This window comes from Verrucomicrobiota bacterium (genome assembly GCA_039027815.1).
GTDB lineage: Bacteria > Verrucomicrobiota > Verrucomicrobiia > Verrucomicrobiales > JBCCJK01 > JBCCJK01.
In genome coordinates this window covers 19,417-36,220 of the sequence record JBCCJK010000006.1, presented here as the reverse complement: position 1 = coordinate 36,220, position 16,804 = coordinate 19,417, and the positions used below count along the sequence as shown (strand labels likewise).

The 16,804-nt window shown below is 59.3% G+C and carries 17 protein-coding genes; 10 read left to right on the top strand and 7 right to left on the bottom strand.

Annotated elements, in window-relative coordinates; translation table 11 throughout:
- Positions 1 to 38: 38 nt before the first annotated feature.
- Both thiS and thiH read right to left on the bottom strand, forming a co-directional pair.
- Entirely contained in the window at positions 39 to 239 is a 201-nt protein-coding gene (gene thiS / locus AAF555_03195; GenBank protein ID MEM6910566.1) for a sulfur carrier protein ThiS, read from the bottom strand.
- A gap of 3 nt (positions 240 to 242) precedes the next feature.
- On the bottom strand, positions 243 to 1,385 hold the full coding sequence (gene thiH, locus AAF555_03190) for a 2-iminoacetate synthase ThiH (protein ID MEM6910565.1): 1,143 nt from the start codon (positions 1,383 to 1,385) through the stop codon (positions 243 to 245).
- Positions 1,386 to 1,508: 123 nt separating this feature from the next.
- Between thiH and AAF555_03185 the strand changes: the two genes are divergently transcribed.
- The 10 genes from AAF555_03185 (at position 1,509) to AAF555_03140 (ending at position 12,413) form a co-directional block, all read left to right on the top strand.
- Positions 1,509 to 2,213 (top strand): hypothetical protein, encoded by a 705-nt coding sequence (locus AAF555_03185; GenBank protein MEM6910564.1) that lies wholly within the window; start codon positions 1,509 to 1,511, stop codon positions 2,211 to 2,213.
- Between the two features lie 100 nt (positions 2,214 to 2,313).
- Positions 2,314 to 2,562, top strand: coding sequence for an acyl carrier protein (locus AAF555_03180; protein MEM6910563.1), 249 nt, complete (start codon positions 2,314 to 2,316; stop codon positions 2,560 to 2,562).
- 104 nt (positions 2,563 to 2,666) lie between these two features.
- Complete coding sequence (locus tag AAF555_03175; protein ID MEM6910562.1) at positions 2,667 to 3,191, top strand: hypothetical protein; 525 nt, start codon at positions 2,667 to 2,669, stop codon at positions 3,189 to 3,191.
- A gap of 32 nt (positions 3,192 to 3,223) precedes the next feature.
- Complete coding sequence (locus tag AAF555_03170; protein ID MEM6910561.1) at positions 3,224 to 4,063, top strand: LysM domain-containing protein; 840 nt, start codon at positions 3,224 to 3,226, stop codon at positions 4,061 to 4,063.
- A gap of 38 nt (positions 4,064 to 4,101) precedes the next feature.
- Positions 4,102 to 5,058 (top strand): acetyl-CoA carboxylase carboxyltransferase subunit alpha, encoded by a 957-nt coding sequence (locus AAF555_03165; GenBank protein MEM6910560.1) that lies wholly within the window; start codon positions 4,102 to 4,104, stop codon positions 5,056 to 5,058.
- A 101-nt stretch (positions 5,059 to 5,159) separates the two neighbouring features.
- Complete coding sequence (gene hrpB, locus AAF555_03160; protein ID MEM6910559.1) at positions 5,160 to 7,655, top strand: ATP-dependent helicase HrpB; 2,496 nt, start codon at positions 5,160 to 5,162, stop codon at positions 7,653 to 7,655.
- A 38-nt stretch (positions 7,656 to 7,693) separates the two neighbouring features.
- Positions 7,694 to 8,380 carry a zinc metallopeptidase gene (locus tag AAF555_03155; GenBank protein ID MEM6910558.1) on the top strand — a complete coding sequence of 229 codons (687 nt, stop codon included), beginning with the start codon at positions 7,694 to 7,696 and terminating at the stop codon, positions 8,378 to 8,380.
- A gap of 64 nt (positions 8,381 to 8,444) precedes the next feature.
- Entirely contained in the window at positions 8,445 to 9,443 is a 999-nt protein-coding gene (locus AAF555_03150) for a calcium/sodium antiporter (protein MEM6910557.1), read from the top strand.
- Between the two features lie 22 nt (positions 9,444 to 9,465).
- Positions 9,466 to 10,467 carry an ADP-glyceromanno-heptose 6-epimerase gene (gene rfaD / locus AAF555_03145; GenBank protein ID MEM6910556.1) on the top strand — a complete coding sequence of 334 codons (1,002 nt, stop codon included), beginning with the start codon at positions 9,466 to 9,468 and terminating at the stop codon, positions 10,465 to 10,467.
- Complete coding sequence (locus AAF555_03140) at positions 10,464 to 12,413, top strand: ATP-dependent DNA helicase RecQ (GenBank protein ID MEM6910555.1); 1,950 nt, start codon at positions 10,464 to 10,466, stop codon at positions 12,411 to 12,413. Before rfaD ends, AAF555_03140 begins: the two co-directional genes overlap by 4 nt.
- Before the next feature lie 62 nt (positions 12,414 to 12,475).
- Here the strand turns inward: AAF555_03140 and AAF555_03135 are convergent, their stop codons facing one another.
- From AAF555_03135 to nrdR, 5 genes are all read right to left on the bottom strand, one after another.
- On the bottom strand, positions 12,476 to 12,850 hold the full coding sequence (locus tag AAF555_03135; GenBank protein ID MEM6910554.1) for a type II secretion system protein: 375 nt from the start codon (positions 12,848 to 12,850) through the stop codon (positions 12,476 to 12,478).
- A gap of 87 nt (positions 12,851 to 12,937) precedes the next feature.
- Positions 12,938 to 13,282 carry a histidine triad nucleotide-binding protein gene (locus AAF555_03130; protein ID MEM6910553.1) on the bottom strand — a complete coding sequence of 115 codons (345 nt, stop codon included), beginning with the start codon at positions 13,280 to 13,282 and terminating at the stop codon, positions 12,938 to 12,940.
- 39 nt (positions 13,283 to 13,321) lie between these two features.
- Positions 13,322 to 15,283, bottom strand: a complete 1,962-nt coding sequence (locus AAF555_03125; protein MEM6910552.1) for a S9 family peptidase — start codon at positions 15,281 to 15,283, stop codon at positions 13,322 to 13,324.
- A gap of 111 nt (positions 15,284 to 15,394) precedes the next feature.
- Complete coding sequence (locus tag AAF555_03120) at positions 15,395 to 15,961, bottom strand: hypothetical protein (protein MEM6910551.1); 567 nt, start codon at positions 15,959 to 15,961, stop codon at positions 15,395 to 15,397.
- The gene (nrdR, locus tag AAF555_03115) at positions 15,958 to 16,476 is read right to left on the bottom strand and encodes a transcriptional regulator NrdR (GenBank protein ID MEM6910550.1); all 519 of its coding nucleotides are present in this window, start codon (positions 16,474 to 16,476) and stop codon (positions 15,958 to 15,960) included. The genes AAF555_03120 and nrdR overlap by 4 nt, the downstream gene beginning before the upstream one ends.
- Between the last annotated feature and the right edge of the window lie 328 nt (positions 16,477 to 16,804).

The following is a 16,804-nucleotide window of genomic DNA, read 5'->3' as shown; positions in this document are numbered from 1 at the left end:
CGTTTCCCTTCTCGTCTTCCCTCGTGCGAGAGGGTTCTTTAGCCGCCAGCCACCACTCGCACGATTTCCAAGCGATCCCCATCCGCCAAGTGGGTCTGGGGGTAGTCACGCGGGAAGAGGGCTTCCCCGTTTCTTTCTACCAAGACCGGCACGCTCCCCAATTCCAGGTTGGTGAGAAGCTGCGTGACGGTCAGCTCGGCGGCTAGGTTTCGCTCTTCTCCGTTGAGGACGACTTGCATGGCTCAGGCTGGGTTGAGGATGGCTTCGTCCCAGTCTTTCCAAACGGGGTCGAAGCCCCGCGAGCGGAGCAACTCGGCGATTTCCTCCGGGCTGCGTTCGTCGTCGATTTTGAACTGCTCGGTCGCCTTGGCACAGGGGGAGCGTTGCTCGGACTCCAGCTCGACCCGTTTTCCCCGGACCGTCAGATGGAGATCATCGCTCCCGGTCCCGGTGTAGCCACCGGGCTCGGTGTGGGAGCCGGCGGACATGTGGGTCACCCCCAGCGGAAGGAGCGCGTCTCGCAGAGGGGCCGGCTCCCGCGTGCTCAGGACGATGCCGACCTGGGGGAAACAAGTGCGGAAGGCGCAGACCAGTTGGACGAGATCACGATCGCTCAGAGAGAGTGCCGGATCGGGCTGGTATTCATAGTTTCCGGCGTAGGGCCGCATCCTGGGGAAAGCCACGGTGAACTGGGCCTTCCAACAATGGCGATAGAGGTATTCCAAATGCTCGGCCAAGGCGAGCGCCTCTCGCCGCCAATCGGCCAGCCCGAAGAGGGCACCAATGCCGATGCGACGAAAGCCTCCCGCGTAGGCGCGTTCCGGGCATTCCAGGCGCCAATCGAAGCGCCGTTTCGGGCCGGCAGTGTGCAGCTGTTGGTAGGGCTCCCGTTGGTAAGTTTCCTGGTAGACGACCAGGCCCTCGCAGCCGGAGACGACCATCCGCCGGTATTCGTCCGCCTCCATCGGCCCCACTTCGAGCGCCACGGTGGGGATGAAATCCTTGATGGCCTCGATGCAGCGCTCCAGGTAGCCATTGGAGACGAACTTGGGGTGCTCGCCGGCCACCAGAAGGATGTTGCGGAATCCTAACTTGGCCAAGTGTTGCGCTTCCTGCTGGACTTGGGGGATCGCGAGCGTAACGCGCAAGATGGAGTTGTCCCGCGAGAAGCCGCAGTATCGGCAATTGTTCACGCACTCGTTTGAGAGATAGAGGGGAGCGAAGAGGCGCATGGTTCGCCCAAAATTTCTTTCAGTGATCCGCCGGGACTGTTGCGCGAGTGCTTCCAACTCGGCGTTCGGCAAAGGTTCGAGGAGCCGCTCGAAGCGATCCAGCAGGCGCGACTGGCCTCGCTGGGAGTCTCGGAACTGATCGGCAAAGGTCATGAAAGAAAGGCCATGGTAGCCAAAAAAAAAGGCTCCGCCAGTGCCGACGTGGGCGAATCCGATTGGGGTTGACCCCGAGAAGGCAGCGGGCTACCTAGCCGCCGTTTTCCTCTTTCTGAAACCATGGCCGATCTCCAGCGCATCGAAGCCCCCATCACCTCGTGGTATGCTCGCCGGATGCTTTTTTTGGGCGCCATTTGCCTGGGCCTGAGTGGGTGGTTCGCCTATGACGGATTCTTCGGCTATCCCAAGAAGAACGAGACCTACGAAGCCTTCAAGAAAATCTACGATGAGGCGGACCCGAAGTGGACCGACCAGTGGAATGCCTACAGCCGAGGCAGAGGAATCGAGGGCGCCAGCGCTTGGCGGGAAAAGCATTTGGACAAATTGAAACACTCGGCCAACCCGGAGGAGGGCGATCCGGGGCCCTTTTACGGTGAGGACAAGCTGCGCGAGCAAAAGGTCTTTTCGCTGGGCACCCTGGTGGCCGCCTTGGCGGTGCTGGTGGTGTGGCTGCTCAATCGCAAGAAGAGCATGGCGGTCGACGACGAGAGCTTTTACCCACCCAAGGGAGGACCGGTCGCTTTCGCTGACATCCAGCGGGTGGACAAGCGGAAGTGGGAGTCGCAGGGACTGGCTTTCTTGACCCATGGCGGCGGGCGCACGCGAGTGGACGGCCTCAAGTATGGAGGTTTCAAAAATGCAGACCCTCCCTTGCCGGAGCTGATTCTAGAGAGGATTTTGGCGAAATTTTCCGGGGAAATCGTGGAGTTGGTCGAGGAGGAGGAGCCGGCCGAGCCGAGCGAGAAAGAAGCCGCCAAGGAGTGATCGTTTGACGAGCCCAATTCCCTGAATTTATTCCCTTGCCAAGAAGAACGGGTCAGCCTAAGGCACTGCCCACCTCAATTTCTCTACTCAACAAGCAATCATGGCGGACGACAAAAGCATCGAAGACAAGGTCAAAGACATCATCGTGGAACAGCTCGGTGTGAATCCAGAGCAGGTGACGCCCGAAGCGAAATTCATCGAGGATTTGGGTGCCGACTCTCTCGATACCGTCGAGCTTGTCATGGCCTTCGAGGAGGAATTCTCGGTCGAAGTGCCCGACGAAGATGCCGAAAAGCTGCAATCAGTGGGCGATGTCGTGACCTACGTGAAGGACAAGGCGGATTCCTGAAGTCCAGCCTTCAGCCAGCGAATTTCCAAAGGCAGAGGACGAACTCCTCTGCCTTTTTTGCATCCCAGGGGTCGGCGGGAACGCTCCTCATCGTATAGCCAAGCATGTATTCCGAGGACGATATCCACTATGCGCTCGATCAAACCCGGGTCATCCACGAGCCAGACCGGCGGATCGATACCTTTGGGAACACGCAATTTCGTTTCCAGCTCATCAGCGAGCTGATGGACTCGGTGGGAGTGACCCGCATTCGGGATGGACGCATCGAAGCGGTCCGGCCCCGCATCATCACGCCCCAGCAGATGCAAGATCTCTCTTTGGATGGCTTTGGCGAAAATGGCGAGCAATTTGCGGATTGGCTTCGCAATCAGCAGGGCTTTGCCGGTCTCTTGCAATATGGCTTCCAGTTCAAGCGCTCGGACTTGACGGAGGAATTGATCCATCAGCCGGCCGATGAGGTGCGAGATCGCCTGGTGGGAGAGGTCGTCTCCTCGGGCGATCCCATGACGGCCGTCTTGGAAGCGGTGGATGAGACTTGGGAGATTTCCCTTCTCAAGTTCACGATCGAGATGATCCAGAAGTCCCAGGGCATCAATCTCTTCGACTTCAAACGGCGAGGCCTTCTGTAAGGCCGAAAGCCTAGCTAGCGTTTTTTTGCGCGATGAAAGCCCTTTTGCTAAGCCTCGTTCTGCTGGTGGTAGCCGGGGCGGCTCTGGGGGTCTACTTCTTTTACAAGGAGTTTTGGGAAAAGGGCGAAATCCAAAAAGAGATCCTTTCTGAACTGAGGGAAGAGGTCTTCGTGATTCCCGAACCCGTCGATGAGGGGGCACTCATTTTCGAGGCGGTCGAGCCGCAACTCCGAGAGGGGCTCTTGGAGGAGGCGCGCGTGCAGTTGGAAGCGGTCATTCGCCTGTATCCCGATTCGGCCCGGACCCCGGAGGCCAAACGCATCATTGGCGGCTTGAACCTCGATCGTCTCTTCTCGCGCGACCCCCATGAGAGCAAGCGCACCGTGCTGGTCCGGTCGGGGGACTCGCTCTTGAAGATCGCTCGCCAGGAAGACTGCACCTATCACTTCCTTTTGAAAGCCAATGGCCTGACCCATCCCCAGAATCTCCATCCGGGAGAGGAATTGGTGGTGGCGGATTTGGATTTCGAGCTGGAAGTCGATTTGGAGAAAGGTCGCGTGACCCTTCTGCGGGCCGGGGCGTTTTTCTGCGATTACCCGATCCTGGGGAGCAAGATTCCTGGTCGGGTTCGGTTGCCCTTCCGCTCGAAGGTGGTGGACAAGATCGCTTTCGTGGAGGGCGAGCGAATTCTTTTGAGTGACGAGCGCTATCCCTCTGCCAGCTTGCGCATTCGCATCGGCGAACAAGGCATGGATCTCCGTCCCCTCCCCGAGGCGGAGCAGGAGGTCTTCGGCGGTGTCTTTCTTTCGGCGGCCGACCTGGATGAATTGAACGCCTTGCTCCGTTTGGGCACCCCGGCCATGGTGTATTGACGGACGGGCAATCTTATCCGAGTGCTTAAGAAACTCTTATGATCAAGCCACTCGATTTCGAGAAGCCCATCGTCGATTTGGAGGAGGAAATGGATTCCCTCCGAAAGAAGTCCGAGAAGAGCCAGGTGGACTTGCGCGGAGAAATCGAAGTCATTGAGTCCAAGCTCAAGTCCCTCCGAGAAAAAATCTACACCGGTCTTAGCTCGTGGCAGCGGGTCCAGATCGCCCGTCACACCCAGCGGCCTTACATGCTGGACTACTTGCAGGCCTGTTTCACCGACTTTGTCGAGCTGCATGGAGATCGACACATCGGGGATGATGAGTCGATGCCGGGAGGCTTTGCCACCTTGGACGGCCAGCGCTGCGTGGTGATGGGTCACCAAAAAGGACGGGACACCAAGGAAAATCTCCGCCGCAATTTCGGCAGCGCCCACCCGGAAGGCTATCGCAAGGCGCTCCGCTTGATGAAGCTGGCGGAGAAATTTGAATTGCCTGTCATTGCCCTCATCGACACCCCCGGGGCCTTTCCGGGAATCGGAGCGGAGGAGCGAAACATCGCGGAAGCGATCGCCTTCAACCTGCGGGAAATGATGATCCTCCGCACGCCGATCATCGCAATCGTTTTGGGAGAGGGGGGATCCGGAGGAGCGCTTGGGATTGGGGTGGCCGACCGGGTGCTGATGCTGGAAAACGCTTACTACTCGGTCATCAGCCCGGAGGGTTGCGCGGCCATTCTCTGGAAGCACCGGAAGCATGCGCCGGAAGCGGCCGAGGCCATGAAGATTTCCGCGGTCGATTTGGAGCCACTGGGGTTGATCGATGGCGTGATCACGGAGTCGCTCGGTGGAGCGCATCGCGATCCCCAGGAGACAGCCGCCAATCTGAAAGCGGCCATCCTCGGCAGCCTCGCTGAAATGCGCCACCTCAGCACAGAAGAGCTTTTGGACGCTCGTTATGAAAAGTTCCGCAAGTTTGGGGAATTCGCGGAGGCTTGAGCAAGTTACCAGACTGATTTGGAAAAGCGAGGCGCGCGGAAGACGACTCTCCAGACCCGCTCTTTTCTTGCGGTGCCCACTGAAAGATCCTAAGGACGGCCATGCTGCCGGTGGGGGAGATCGAGGACGAGTTCGTGGGAGCGGTCAGGGCGGGGGAGAAGCGCTTTGTGCTGGAAGCGCCGACCGGGTCCGGGAAGTCGACCTTGGTGCCGCAGTTTTTGTTGCAGGCCCTGGCGCCTGGCGAGGGCGAGATCCTGGTCCTCCAGCCTCGCAGGATGGCGGCGCGTTTCTTGGCGCGGACGGTCGCCCGCATGCGTGGGGGGGAGCCGGGGGGAGAGATTGGGTATCGAGTTCGCTTTGAGAACGCGACCAGTCGAGAGACGCGGGTTTGTTTTGTGACCGAGGGCGTCTTGGTGCGCGATTTGGTAAACGATCCCGAGATCCGGGAGGTAGCGGCGGTGGTGTTTGACGAGTTCCACGAGCGGCATATTTGGAGTGATCTTTCCCTGGCTCTTTTGAAGCGCTTGCAGGAGACGGCACGACCGGATTTGCGCTTGGTGGTGATGTCGGCGACCCTGGAGACCGAGCGCTTGCAGGGCTTCTTAGAGGGCGCACGGCATTTTCGAACGGAGGGGCGGACCTTTCCGGTGGAAATCGATTTCTATCCACCCAAGCAGGCGGAGCGGGGGAGGATTTGGGAAAGCGCCGTGCGGGCCTGCCAATTCGCCGCCCGGCAAGTGGAAGGGCCAGGGCATTTGCTGGTCTTCTTGCCTGGTCAATATGAGATCAACAAGACGCTCGGGCTGTTGGAGCGATCCTCTTGGGCTGCCAAGTGGGAGTTGTTTCCCCTCCACGGTTCCTTGCCGCCGGCGAGACAGGATGGGGCGGTGCTATCGGATGCCGCGAACAAAATCATTGTGGCGACCAATATTGCCGAGACCTCGTTGACGATCGAAGGGGTGCGCTGGGTCATTGATAGCGGCTTGGCGCGGGTGGCGGATTTTGATCCTCGTCGTGGGATCCATACCCTGACGATTGACCCCATCAGCCGCGCTTCGGCCGATCAGAGGGCAGGGCGAGCTGGCCGGACCGGTCCGGGCTTTGCCCTGCGGCTGTGGGGACCCCGGGAGCACGAGGGCAGGCGCTCGCATTTTCCAGCTGAGATTCATCGCTTGGATCTGAGCGAGACTTTGCTTTCGCTCCACGCGCTCGGGGTCACTGACGCCAGGAATTTCCCTTGGTTTGAATCACCCGAGCCCGCGATGTTGGAGCGAGGCGAGCGCTTGCTGCGGGATTTGGACGCGGTGGATTCGGCCGGAGCCCTCACGGAAACGGGTCGGGCCATGGCGCGTTTTCCGGCTCATCCTCGGCACAGCCGTCTCTTGGTCGAGGGCCAGCGAACGGGCCAAGTGGAGGCGGCGGCCCGGATCGTGGGGGCCCTCCAAGGGCGCAATCTTTTCACCCAAAAGGCAAACAAGCTGGCTCTGCCGGGGGAAGACTCCGATTTCTTGCTCATTTTGCGTGCCCTGGAAATGGCGGAGTCCGGGGCGTTTCGACGCGATGTCTGCGCGCGGGTTGGCATCCATGGGCAAGCGGCCAAGGAAGCTTGGAAAGCGGCGCGGCAGTTGGCGCGGATTGCCGAGCGGGAGGAGGGGCCGGAAAAGAGGCCGAAGAGGTCGCTCGCCCGGCTTTTGTTGGCTGCCTTTCCCGACCAGGTGGCGGTCCGCTTGAGTGAAGGCACTCATGCCTGTCGGCTGAGTGAGGGGCGCAAGGGAAAGTTGGCCGAGGACACGGTCGTCACTGGCAGCGGCCTCCTGGTGGCGGCAGAGGTGTCCGAGGTGGAGGGTCGTGAGCTGGTGGTCCATCTGCGTTGGAACACCGCCATCAGCCAGGAGGACTTGGCGCAGGTTTTTGGCCCGGATTCAATTCGGGAAGACCATCAAGTGCTCTGGGACCCTGCCCAAAGGCGAGTCATCAACCGCCAAGTCTGGAGCTTTCGAGGCTTGGAGTTGGAGTCGCGCGAGAGGGGAGAGCCCGACCAGGAAGAGGCGGCCGCCATTCTGGCCGAGAGGGTGTTGGCAGGGGAGCTGGTTCTGAAAAAATGGGACCGAAAGGTCGAGACCTGGATCTGCCGGGTGAATTGGCTGGCTGAAGCGCGTCCCGACTGGGAGCTGCCCCCGCTCGGCCAGGAGGACAAAGCCTTTCTCATCCGGGAGATTTGTTCGGGTGCACGGAGTTACCGGGAGCTAAAGGAGCGGGAAGTCTGGCCGGTTTTGGATTCCTGGCTCTCGCCCATGCAAAAGCAGCTTCTTAAAGAGCACGCTCCGGAGCGGATGGCTTTGCCGCGCAATCGCTCGGCCAAAATTCGCTATCAGGAAGGGAAGGAGCCGACCGCGGGGGCCACGGTCCAGCATCTTTACGATTTGCAGGAGAGCCCCATGATTGCGGGCGGAAGCCGACCAGTGGTAATCGAAGTGTGGGCGCCCAGTCAGCGGCCGGTCCAGGTCACGAGTGATTTGCGGTCTTTCTGGGCCAATAGCTACCCGGCGGTCCGGAAGGAGCTGAAGGGCAGGTATCCCAAACATGAGTGGCGGTAGGGGTTTGCGGGCTTCCGGTTTTTCGTGTTGGCTTCCTTGTGTTGGGATTTGGCTTGGTTCTGATCGGGATCGCGCTGGCGTTTGCCTTGTGGTCTCGTCGGCAGTGGCAGGAGGCGACCGAGCTGGCCCGCCAAGAGACGGAGAGTGACCTCACGGCTGGGCAATACGCCGAGTGGCTTTTGGCGCATGTGGAGGCGAGCGGGGTGGAAGTCCGCGCCCGCAAGGGGGCGCACTCCAGCGGGTATGATCCCAAGCGGAAGCTGCTTCTTTTGGAGGAGGGCATCTATGAGGGGCGCTCGGTCGGCGACTTCGCTTCTGCGGTCCATGAGGTGGGGCACGCTCTCCAGGATCAGCGGGATCTCTCCGCGCTTGATTCCCGACAGACCGTGGTCCGCTGGTTGCAGTTGGGGCCGATCTTCTTTCTGTTCGCTGCCTTGGCGGCCAAGGTTTTTCTCAAGCTCCCGATCGGTCTGACAGCGGTCTTTTTTGGTCTGGCTTGGTTGGGCTGCCTCTTGGTTCATCTGCTAACTGTGACGGTGGAATGGGACGCTTCTCGACGAGGGCTCAAGGCTGCTCAAGAGTACGCCAACCATCGTTTTCCCTTTGGTCGGGAGGAGGAGCAGCTTGCCCGGAAGGTGCTGAAAGCGGCCCGTTGGCGAGATCCGCTGGGGATTCTCGCTTCGGGGCGATTTTTGATTTCTCGGCTGCTGGGTTGGGGTAAGTAGAAGCCCACGGGCCCCCGGGAAACTGCTGACTTGAAACTTCCTCTTCCCCTCGGACAATCGCTCCATGCCGACTCCCTATCTCATCGGACTGTTGGGCGACTGGCCCGTTCTGATTTTGGGCTTTGTGCTGCTCTATTTTGGGGCGGAGTGGCTGGTGGGAGCCAGCTCGGAGCTGGCGCTCAAGCTGGGCATCAGCACGCTTATCATCGGCCTGACGGTGGTGGCCTTTGGCACGAGTTCTCCCGAGCTTCTGGTCTCCCTGCAAGCGGCCCTCCAGGGCAAAGGGGATATGGCCTTGGGCAATGTGGTGGGTTCGAATATCTGCAATCTGGCTCTCATGCTGGGGATTGCCGCTCTCATCACGCCCATCAAGGTGGGGACGCAGGTGGTCAAACGCGAGCTGCCTATCATGCTGCTGGTCACGGGGGTGTTTTTGGCGATTCTTTGGGATCGACAAGTGGAGCGATGGGAAGCCGCGGTCCTCTTCGGAGGAATCATTCTCTACCTGCTGCGCTCTTTTCTGATGGCCAAAAGCGGCCGGGAAGCCCCTGAGATCCTCAAGGATTTCCAAGGGGAGGTCGATGCCAAGTCGCAGACGAGGCGGCCGGTCCCCTTTTTGCTTTTCCTCGTGGGGCTGGGGGTGGGCTTGATGGCCTTGGGAGCGGACTTTATGGTGGCGAGCGGTTCCAATCTGGCCCGGAGTTTTGGGGTGTCCGAAGCGGTCATCGGCTTGACGCTTTTCGCTCTCGGGACCTCGCTCCCCGAGTTGGCCACCACCATTGTGGCCGCCATCAAGAAAGAGGTCGATATCATCACGGGCAATTTGGTGGGCTCAAACATTTTCAACATGCTGGTGGTGATCGGCATCACCGGGATGGTCATCCCCCTGAGCGGCGGTCAAATCATGTGGGCGGATTTAGGGATGATGGCAGGCGTTTCCCTGCTTTTGGCCCCCCTCATGGCGAGCGGCCTGCGGATCAGCCGAGCGGAGGGCTTGTTCTTGGTTTTGTCCTACGTCGGCTACATTTTCTGGGTCTTTTTGGGCCCTGGCTTGACCAAGTGACTGGCTTTCACGAGGGTGCCCCATGGCATTGAATCGTGAGGGATGGATTGTGGTGACTGGCGGGGCCGGTCTCATCGGGAGCGCGCTGGTCTGGGCGCTCAACCAGAAGGGGCACGAGCGGATTCTGGTGGTCGACCAGCTGGGGAGCGACGAGAAATGGAAGAATCTCGTGCCGCTGCGCTTTGGCGATTACTTGGAGGGCGAGGAATTGCGCGCGGTTCTCGCGGACGATCCCGATGCCCTGGGCGAGATCGATACCGTTTTCCACCTCGGTGCCTGCTCGGCCACCACGGAGAAGGACGCGGGTTACCTCATGGACAACAATTATGCTTTCACGAGGGATTTGGCCCACTGGGCTCTCGAAGTCGGGGCCAAGTTTGTTTACGCCTCCTCCGCGGCCACCTATGGAGACGGGTCGCTCGGGATGGACGATCAGACGGAGGCATTGAGCCGACTCCGTCCGCTCAATGCCTACGGGTATTCCAAGCACCTCTTCGATTGCTACGCCCAGCGCGCCGGACTCCTGGAGCAGCTTATCGGATTGAAGTATTTCAATGTCTACGGGCCCAACGAACATCACAAAGGGGAGATGCGCAGTGTGGTGCATAAGGCCTATCACCAGATTCAGGAGACCGGGCGGGTCGGCCTTTTCAAGAGTTACCACCCCGACTACCAAGACGGCTGCCAGATGCGTGATTTCCTTTATGTGAAGGACGCGGTCGAGATGACGATTCACTTGGCGACTGCCCCGAGTGCGGGCGGGCTTTACAACATTGGCTCGGGCGAGGCCTCGACCTGGCTGCGGCTGGCGCAGGCGATCTTTGCCGCTTTAGGAAAGGACCCTCAGATTGATTTTGTCGAGATGCCAGAGCAGCTGCGTGGTAAATACCAATACTACACTTGCGCCGGGGTGGAGAAGTTGACGGCTTCCGGTTGGTCGCAGGGAGCGATCGCCTTGGAAGAGGCGGTCAAAGACTATGTGGGGGAATACCTCGTGCCGGGAAGGTTTTTGGGCGACGAGTGAAGGTGGGGTCGCCGGAGAGGACGCCGGATCCCCGGAGGGCGCTCCAAGAGCATTTCGGCTTTTCCGCCTTTCGCGAGGGCCAGCAAGAAGTGGTTTCCCTGCTTTTGGAGGGCCACTCCGTGCTGGCCATTCTCCCGACCGGTGGTGGCAAGAGTCTCTGCTACCAGTTGCCAGCACTCCTGCTGCCGGGGCTGACCGTAGTGGTTTCTCCCCTTTTGGCCCTCATGAAGGATCAAGTGGATGGCTTGCAAGCCCGAGGGATTCCCGCTGCCCGTCTAGATTCCTCCCTCTCTCCGGAGGAGGTGATGGCCGTTTGGCAGGCTTTGGAGGAGGGGGGTCTCCGCTTGCTGTATGTGGCCCCCGAGCGGCTGGGCAACGCGAGCTTTCGAGAGCGTCTTGCGGGGAAGCACGTCTCGCTTTTGGCGATTGACGAAGCGCACTGTGTTTCAGAGTGGGGGCACAATTTCCGGCCGGATTACCTCAAGCTTGGTCGCTGGGCCAAGCGTGGGAAGGTCGACCGAGTTCTCGCGCTGACCGCCACCGCCACGCCGTCCGTGGCGAGAGAGGTGCGCAAGGCCTTTGGCATTCGCAAGGCGGAGCAGGTGCAAACTTCCTTCCGGCAAGCCAATCTTTCCTTTGGAGTGACTCCTTGCGAGACGGGCGAGCGGCTGGAACGCCTAGCGGAGCGGCTCGAGCGCCTCGAGGGGCCGGCGGTGGTCTACGTGACCTTGCAGCGGACGGCGGAGGAGGTGGCTCACCAGTTGCGAGCCAAGCAGTTCAAGGCACGCGCCTACCATGCCGGCATGCGGGCAGAGGATCGGGCAGAGTTGCAGGAGGCGTTTTTGGGCAACGAGGTGCGGATTATGGTGGCCACGATTGCTTTTGGCATGGGGATCGACAAGCCAGATATCCGAGCGGTCTTTCATTACAATCTTCCCAAGACCCTGGAGAATTATGTCCAGGAGTGTGGTCGGGCCGGACGCGATGGAGAGATGGCTCGCTGTGAGTTGTTTGCTTGTGGCGATGACCGGCGAGTGTTGGAAAACTTCATTCACGCTGATACCCCCAGTCCCAAGGCTTTGGAGCAACTCCTGAGGACCCTTTTGCGATCGGAGAAGTGGTTTCATATTTCGCTTTATGAGTTGTCCCATTCCCTCGATCTGCGTCCCACCGTGATCGAGACGGTCATTGCTTATTTGGAGAGGCGAGGGCTTCTTGAGAGCAAGGGCTCTTTTTGGAAGGAGTATCGACTGCGCCCCCTGTCTTCGGTCGAAAAGATGGTGGCGGGCCGCAGTGGGCAGGAAGCCCGTTTGGTGAGACGGCTCTTCGAATTGGGAGAGACCGCGCGGACCTGGACCACGATCGAGGTCGAGGAGGTGGCCTCGGGGCTCAACCTTTCCCCTTCTCGTCTGCGGGCTCTGGTGACTTCTTTGCAGGAGTCGGGCGAGGTGGCCTGGCAGCAGAGGGGCTTTCGCAAAGAGTTCTTGCGGCGGGGAGAGGTGGAGAATTGGGGCCACTTGCTGACGGATTTCCGAGAGCGATTCTCCCAAAGAGAAGAGCGGGAGGAGAGCCGATTCCAGAGGGTGGTGGACTATGCCGAATCGCGGGCCTGTCTCGTGAAGCAATTGCTGGCTTACTTTGGCGAGCGCGGGGCCAAGGCCTGCGGGACTTGCTCGTCTTGCCTGGGTGAGCGGAAGGGCCCCCGTCGCCTTCCCACCTCCCCAACCCAAGAGATCTCCCAGGACCTCCGCCGAAGAATGACAGCCTTAGTGGAGGAAAATCTGGCTCCTCTGCGGACGGGGAGACAGCTGGCGAGATTTCTGGCAGGGATCAGCAGTCCGGCTACCACCCGAACCCGGTTGAGTCATCACGACCTCTTTGGGTCTTTGAGTGAACTAGGTTTCCGGGAAATCCTCGCGGAAGCCGAGGGCCTGGTGGGGAGCTAAACCGCGATCCCGTGAGCCTAAATTCACGCGGCCATTTTACCAGCTCATTCGGCAGCTTGGTGTTAGCGGGCCGCATCATACTCCAACTGGCCGCCGATAAAAGCGAGATACTGCTTGGCTTTCTCGGCTTCTTCGGGAGCGAGCGAAACCTTGAAGTAAATGTCAGAGAAAAGGTCACTCCCATAGAAGCCAGCCAGCAGCCGAGCGACCGCTTGCTCTTCGTTTTCGGCGTCGATCAGCTCTTGGCAACCCGCGGCGATGGCATTGGAGGATACGGAGGCGATTTGCTGGGCGTTCCGCTTGGCGGACTGCTCACGGGCTTGGTCGAAACTTCCGCCTAGCCGGGCGGTCGCGATGGCTGTCAAAAACCCAAGAATTGCGAGAGCGACCAAGAGCTCGGTCAGCGTGAAACCAGACTTTTTAGAGAGAGCAGTCATATCATCACTATTGTAACGAAGTGATTTCTCATGCTCAAGATAAAATTGATAAAAACCGTATTTTAGCTTCTCATTTGTGAGAAGAGGTCATCCAGGTGGCCAGCCCAGTTTTCGTCCCGCGAGCAGATGAATATGGAGGTGGGGAACGGCTTCGCCGCCGTTTTCCCCGTGATTGATGACGAGGCGAAATCCCTGATCTTCTTCCTGAAAGCCGAGTCGGGCCGCGAGGTCCCTCGCGATCAACAGGAGGTGCCCGAGGAGGGCTTGATCGTCCTCTGTCGCGCGGCCGACTCGGGGAATGGGTTTTTTGGGAACGAGGAGGAGATGGGTGGGAGCTTGGGGGGCGATGTCATGAAAGACGAGGCAAAGCTCATCCTCGTATTCGATCTGCGCAGGGATTTCCCGGGCGATGATTTTCTGGAAAAGGGTCATCGGGGATCTGATTTTGATCTGGATGGCGTCCGATCTCGTCTACTCGGCGAGGGAGAGTTCGACGGGGGTTTCCCGGAGCGCTTCCAAGTCGGCCTGATTGCCCGTTTCAATGCGTCCGCCGAGATGGCGGGCGAGGAACTTTTCCATAGCGGCGTAGAAGTCGAAGCGATTTTCTTCGTTGGCGAAGCCGTGGCCTTCGTTGTCTTTCACCATGTAGGGGACTTCCACGCCGTTGGCCCGCATGGCGGCGACCATTTGATCGCTCTCGTTTTTGACGACCCGGGGGTCATTGGCCCCTTGGGCGATGAAGAGCGGCGCTCGGATTTGATCGACGTGAAAGACGGGCGAAGCCGCCCGCAACATTTCCGTCTCGGTTTCAGGATGGCCGACCATTTCATACATCATTTCGAGATAGGGCTCCCAGTAGGGGGGAATGCTGTCCATGAAGGTGAGGAGATTGGCCACTCCCACATAATCGACACCGCAGGCGTAGAGATCGGGCGTGAAGGCCAAGCCCGCCAAGGTGGCGTAACCGCCGTAAGAAGCGCCGTAAATCCCGATGCGCTCGGGATCGGCGAGGCCCTTTTCAATGAGCCACTGGGCTCCGTCTGTCACGTCGTCCTGCATGGCGCGGCCCCATTCCTTGAAGCTGGCCTCCCAAAAGGCGCGACCGTATCCCGTCGATCCCCGGAAATTCATTTGCAGCACAGCGTAGCCTCGGTTGGCCAAAAACTGGACTGCGGGATCGTAGCCCCAGGTGTCCCGAGCCCAGGGACCGCCGTGCACATTCAAGATCACGGGCAGATTTTTGGCTTCGATTCCCACGGGCACCGTGAGGTAGCCGTGAATGGTGAGCCCGTCCCGAGAGGGGTAGCTCACGGGCTTCATGGGTGCGAGGTGGGCGGAGTCCAGCCAGGGACCGATTTCGTGCAGAGGGCGCACTTCTTTGGTCTCCCAATCGAGGAAATGGTAAGCGCCGAGGGAGCGATCGCTGTAGGTGCGGAGAAGGAATTTGGTCTCGTCCTCACTCACGTCTGTCAGGCCCACTTCCATTTCCGGGAAGCGGGCTTCGATGAAGTCTTGAATCGCTTGGCGTTCCTGGTCGAGGAAGTGGTATTCCCGTTTGTCAGTGGTGTAGGTGATGGCGGTGAGGACCTGGCGTTGGCGAGAGTAGATCAAGTTGCTGACGTCCACTTCCGGGTGCTCGAAGAGAAGCTGAGTTTCCTGGCCCGTAGCGGGATCGAACTGGACGATGGCGCTCTTATCGCGCCCGAGGTTCGAGCTGGCGTAGAGCTGCTGGTTGTCGAAGGTGAAGAAGAGGGGCGAGAGGCTTTCCTTGAAGTTGGTCTCCAGAATTTTGGCGAACTCGTCGTCTTCAGAAGCGCGATAGAAGAGACTGGTGTTGACCCCATCGGTGGCGGTGGCGACCCGCAGCTTGCCTGCGTGGTCGGTCAAGTATCCCGAGAAGTTTCCGGGATTTTCCACCAGCATTTCCATCTCGCCGGTGCCGATGTGGATGCGGTAGGCATCAAAGATTCGTTTGTCCCGATGGTTGTGCCCGATGATCATGTGATCGGGGTCGTTCTCCAGGTCATCAATGACTCGCACTCGAATTTCTTCGAAGGGTGTCAAAAGAAGCGGGTTCGAGCCATCCCGATCCACGGCAAAGAGCCGAAAGTTTTCGTCGCCACCGGTGTCGCGGAGATAGATCAAGCGATCGTCGCTAGCCCAGAAGTAGGAGCGAATGTCCCGTTCCTTGGCCTCGGTGAGACGAGTCACTTGCTCGCTCCCGATTTCCTGGACGTGAATGTTCAATCGCCCTTCCCAAGGCTGCAGAAAGGAGAGGTGGGTTCCGTCGGGAGACAACTGGAAGCCGGTTTTTTCCGGGTTGCGGAAAAAGTCCCGCATGGGGACGAGGGGAGGAAGGGCAGCGTGCGCGGAAGTCATGAGGAAGAGAGTGCCGAGGAGGCGGGCGAAGGCGGATGGCGGGAGGAGGGACATGGTTTCAAGAGAAGAAGTGAGTGAGTGGGGCGAGGCCGTTTTGTCCGGTCGAGGTTTTCGAGCGACACGGAATCGCGGCCCCGGGAAGCGATGGCGAGAGCCCGCTTTGCTTCAAGCAATTACGAGAGAGCGGTCCGGAAGGCGGCAGGCGGGCAGGGGGGTTCGGTGCAGGAGGTGGGCGCGGATTTCTCCTTCGAGTTGGCGACAGCGCTTACACCAATACTTTCTCCCAGTGAGGTAGAAGACAGCTCCCCGCAAATTCCGGAAACTGACGCCTTCCACACCACACTCATGGAGGGCTTGCAGCTCTTCGGTGAGGGCCTCGAAGAAGAGCATCTCGAAGCCGGAGGAAGCCTGCTTCTGGGCCAGGGCAAGGAGATCCACTTCGAGACGAGGAGCGCTGAGGCGAAGTCGCTGCGCGATCTCTTGGAACCCCAGGGCGTGAAGGCTTTTTTCGACCCGTTCATGCAGTTCCGCGAGATCGATGCAGGTCGAGCTATAATGATTCCGCAGGTAAAGGGCCACGCCTTTGCTGATATCTTGGGCCAGCCACCAGTCTGGATGGCCGGCAGAGTGGGCCGCGGCTTCGATCCGCCGAATGAGCCATTGCGAGTCAAAGTGGAGAACCTGTCCATCCGAAAAGCGAACGACGGGAAGATGAGAATGGAGAGCGATCATTTCTTGCGAGAGGCGCGCGGGTTGGGGATGCGAAACAATTCGGGTTGCTCTCGGCTGGAGTAGGGTCGCTGACCGAGCGTTTGGATTTCTTCCAAGAACTCGCCCACATCCTCGAACTGGCGGTAGACCGAGGCGTAGCGGACGTAAGCCACGGGGTCGATGCGGGAGAGACGCTCCATGACCTTGAGGCCGATGGAGGAGGAGGGAACTTCCCGGTGGTTTTCGGCGTGCAGCTCGTTGATGAGGTCATCGACCGCTTCTTCCAGGACTTCGGTCGGGATGGGGCGTTTTTCACAGGCTCGCATGAGGCCTTTGAAAAGCTTGTCCTTGCTGAAGGATTCCCGCCGACCGTCCATTTTGGCCACCACGAGATCGGAACGTTCGATGTGCTCGTAGGTGGTGTAGCGATAATTGCAGGCGAGGCACATGCGACGGCGACGGATGGAGTTGCCGTCTTTGGAAAGTCGGGAATCGATCACCTTGTCGTTGGTCGAGCCACACTTCAGACAACGCATACCGCAATATATGGTAGGCTAGGGACAATTAGCAATACAAAATGATGTTGTCAGGTCCACGGGGATTCTTTTTTCTCCTGCGAATACGGGAAAATCGCTCTGTGAATAAATCTTGCGAAGTCGCTTCGTTTTTGGGGTTCAGGCGAGGATAAGAGGTGGAGAGGAGTGGCCAGAGAGGAGGTTTGATCTTACGATCCCTTCGCTCTGGGAGGGAATCGAAGAGCTTGTTCGATTGGCGGATTTGGTGGTTTTTAGGTGATTCGAGCTGCTAGGTCTACAATTAGTAATTTTACATAACACGTTGTTTTAAAATGAGTTAAAAAGTTAA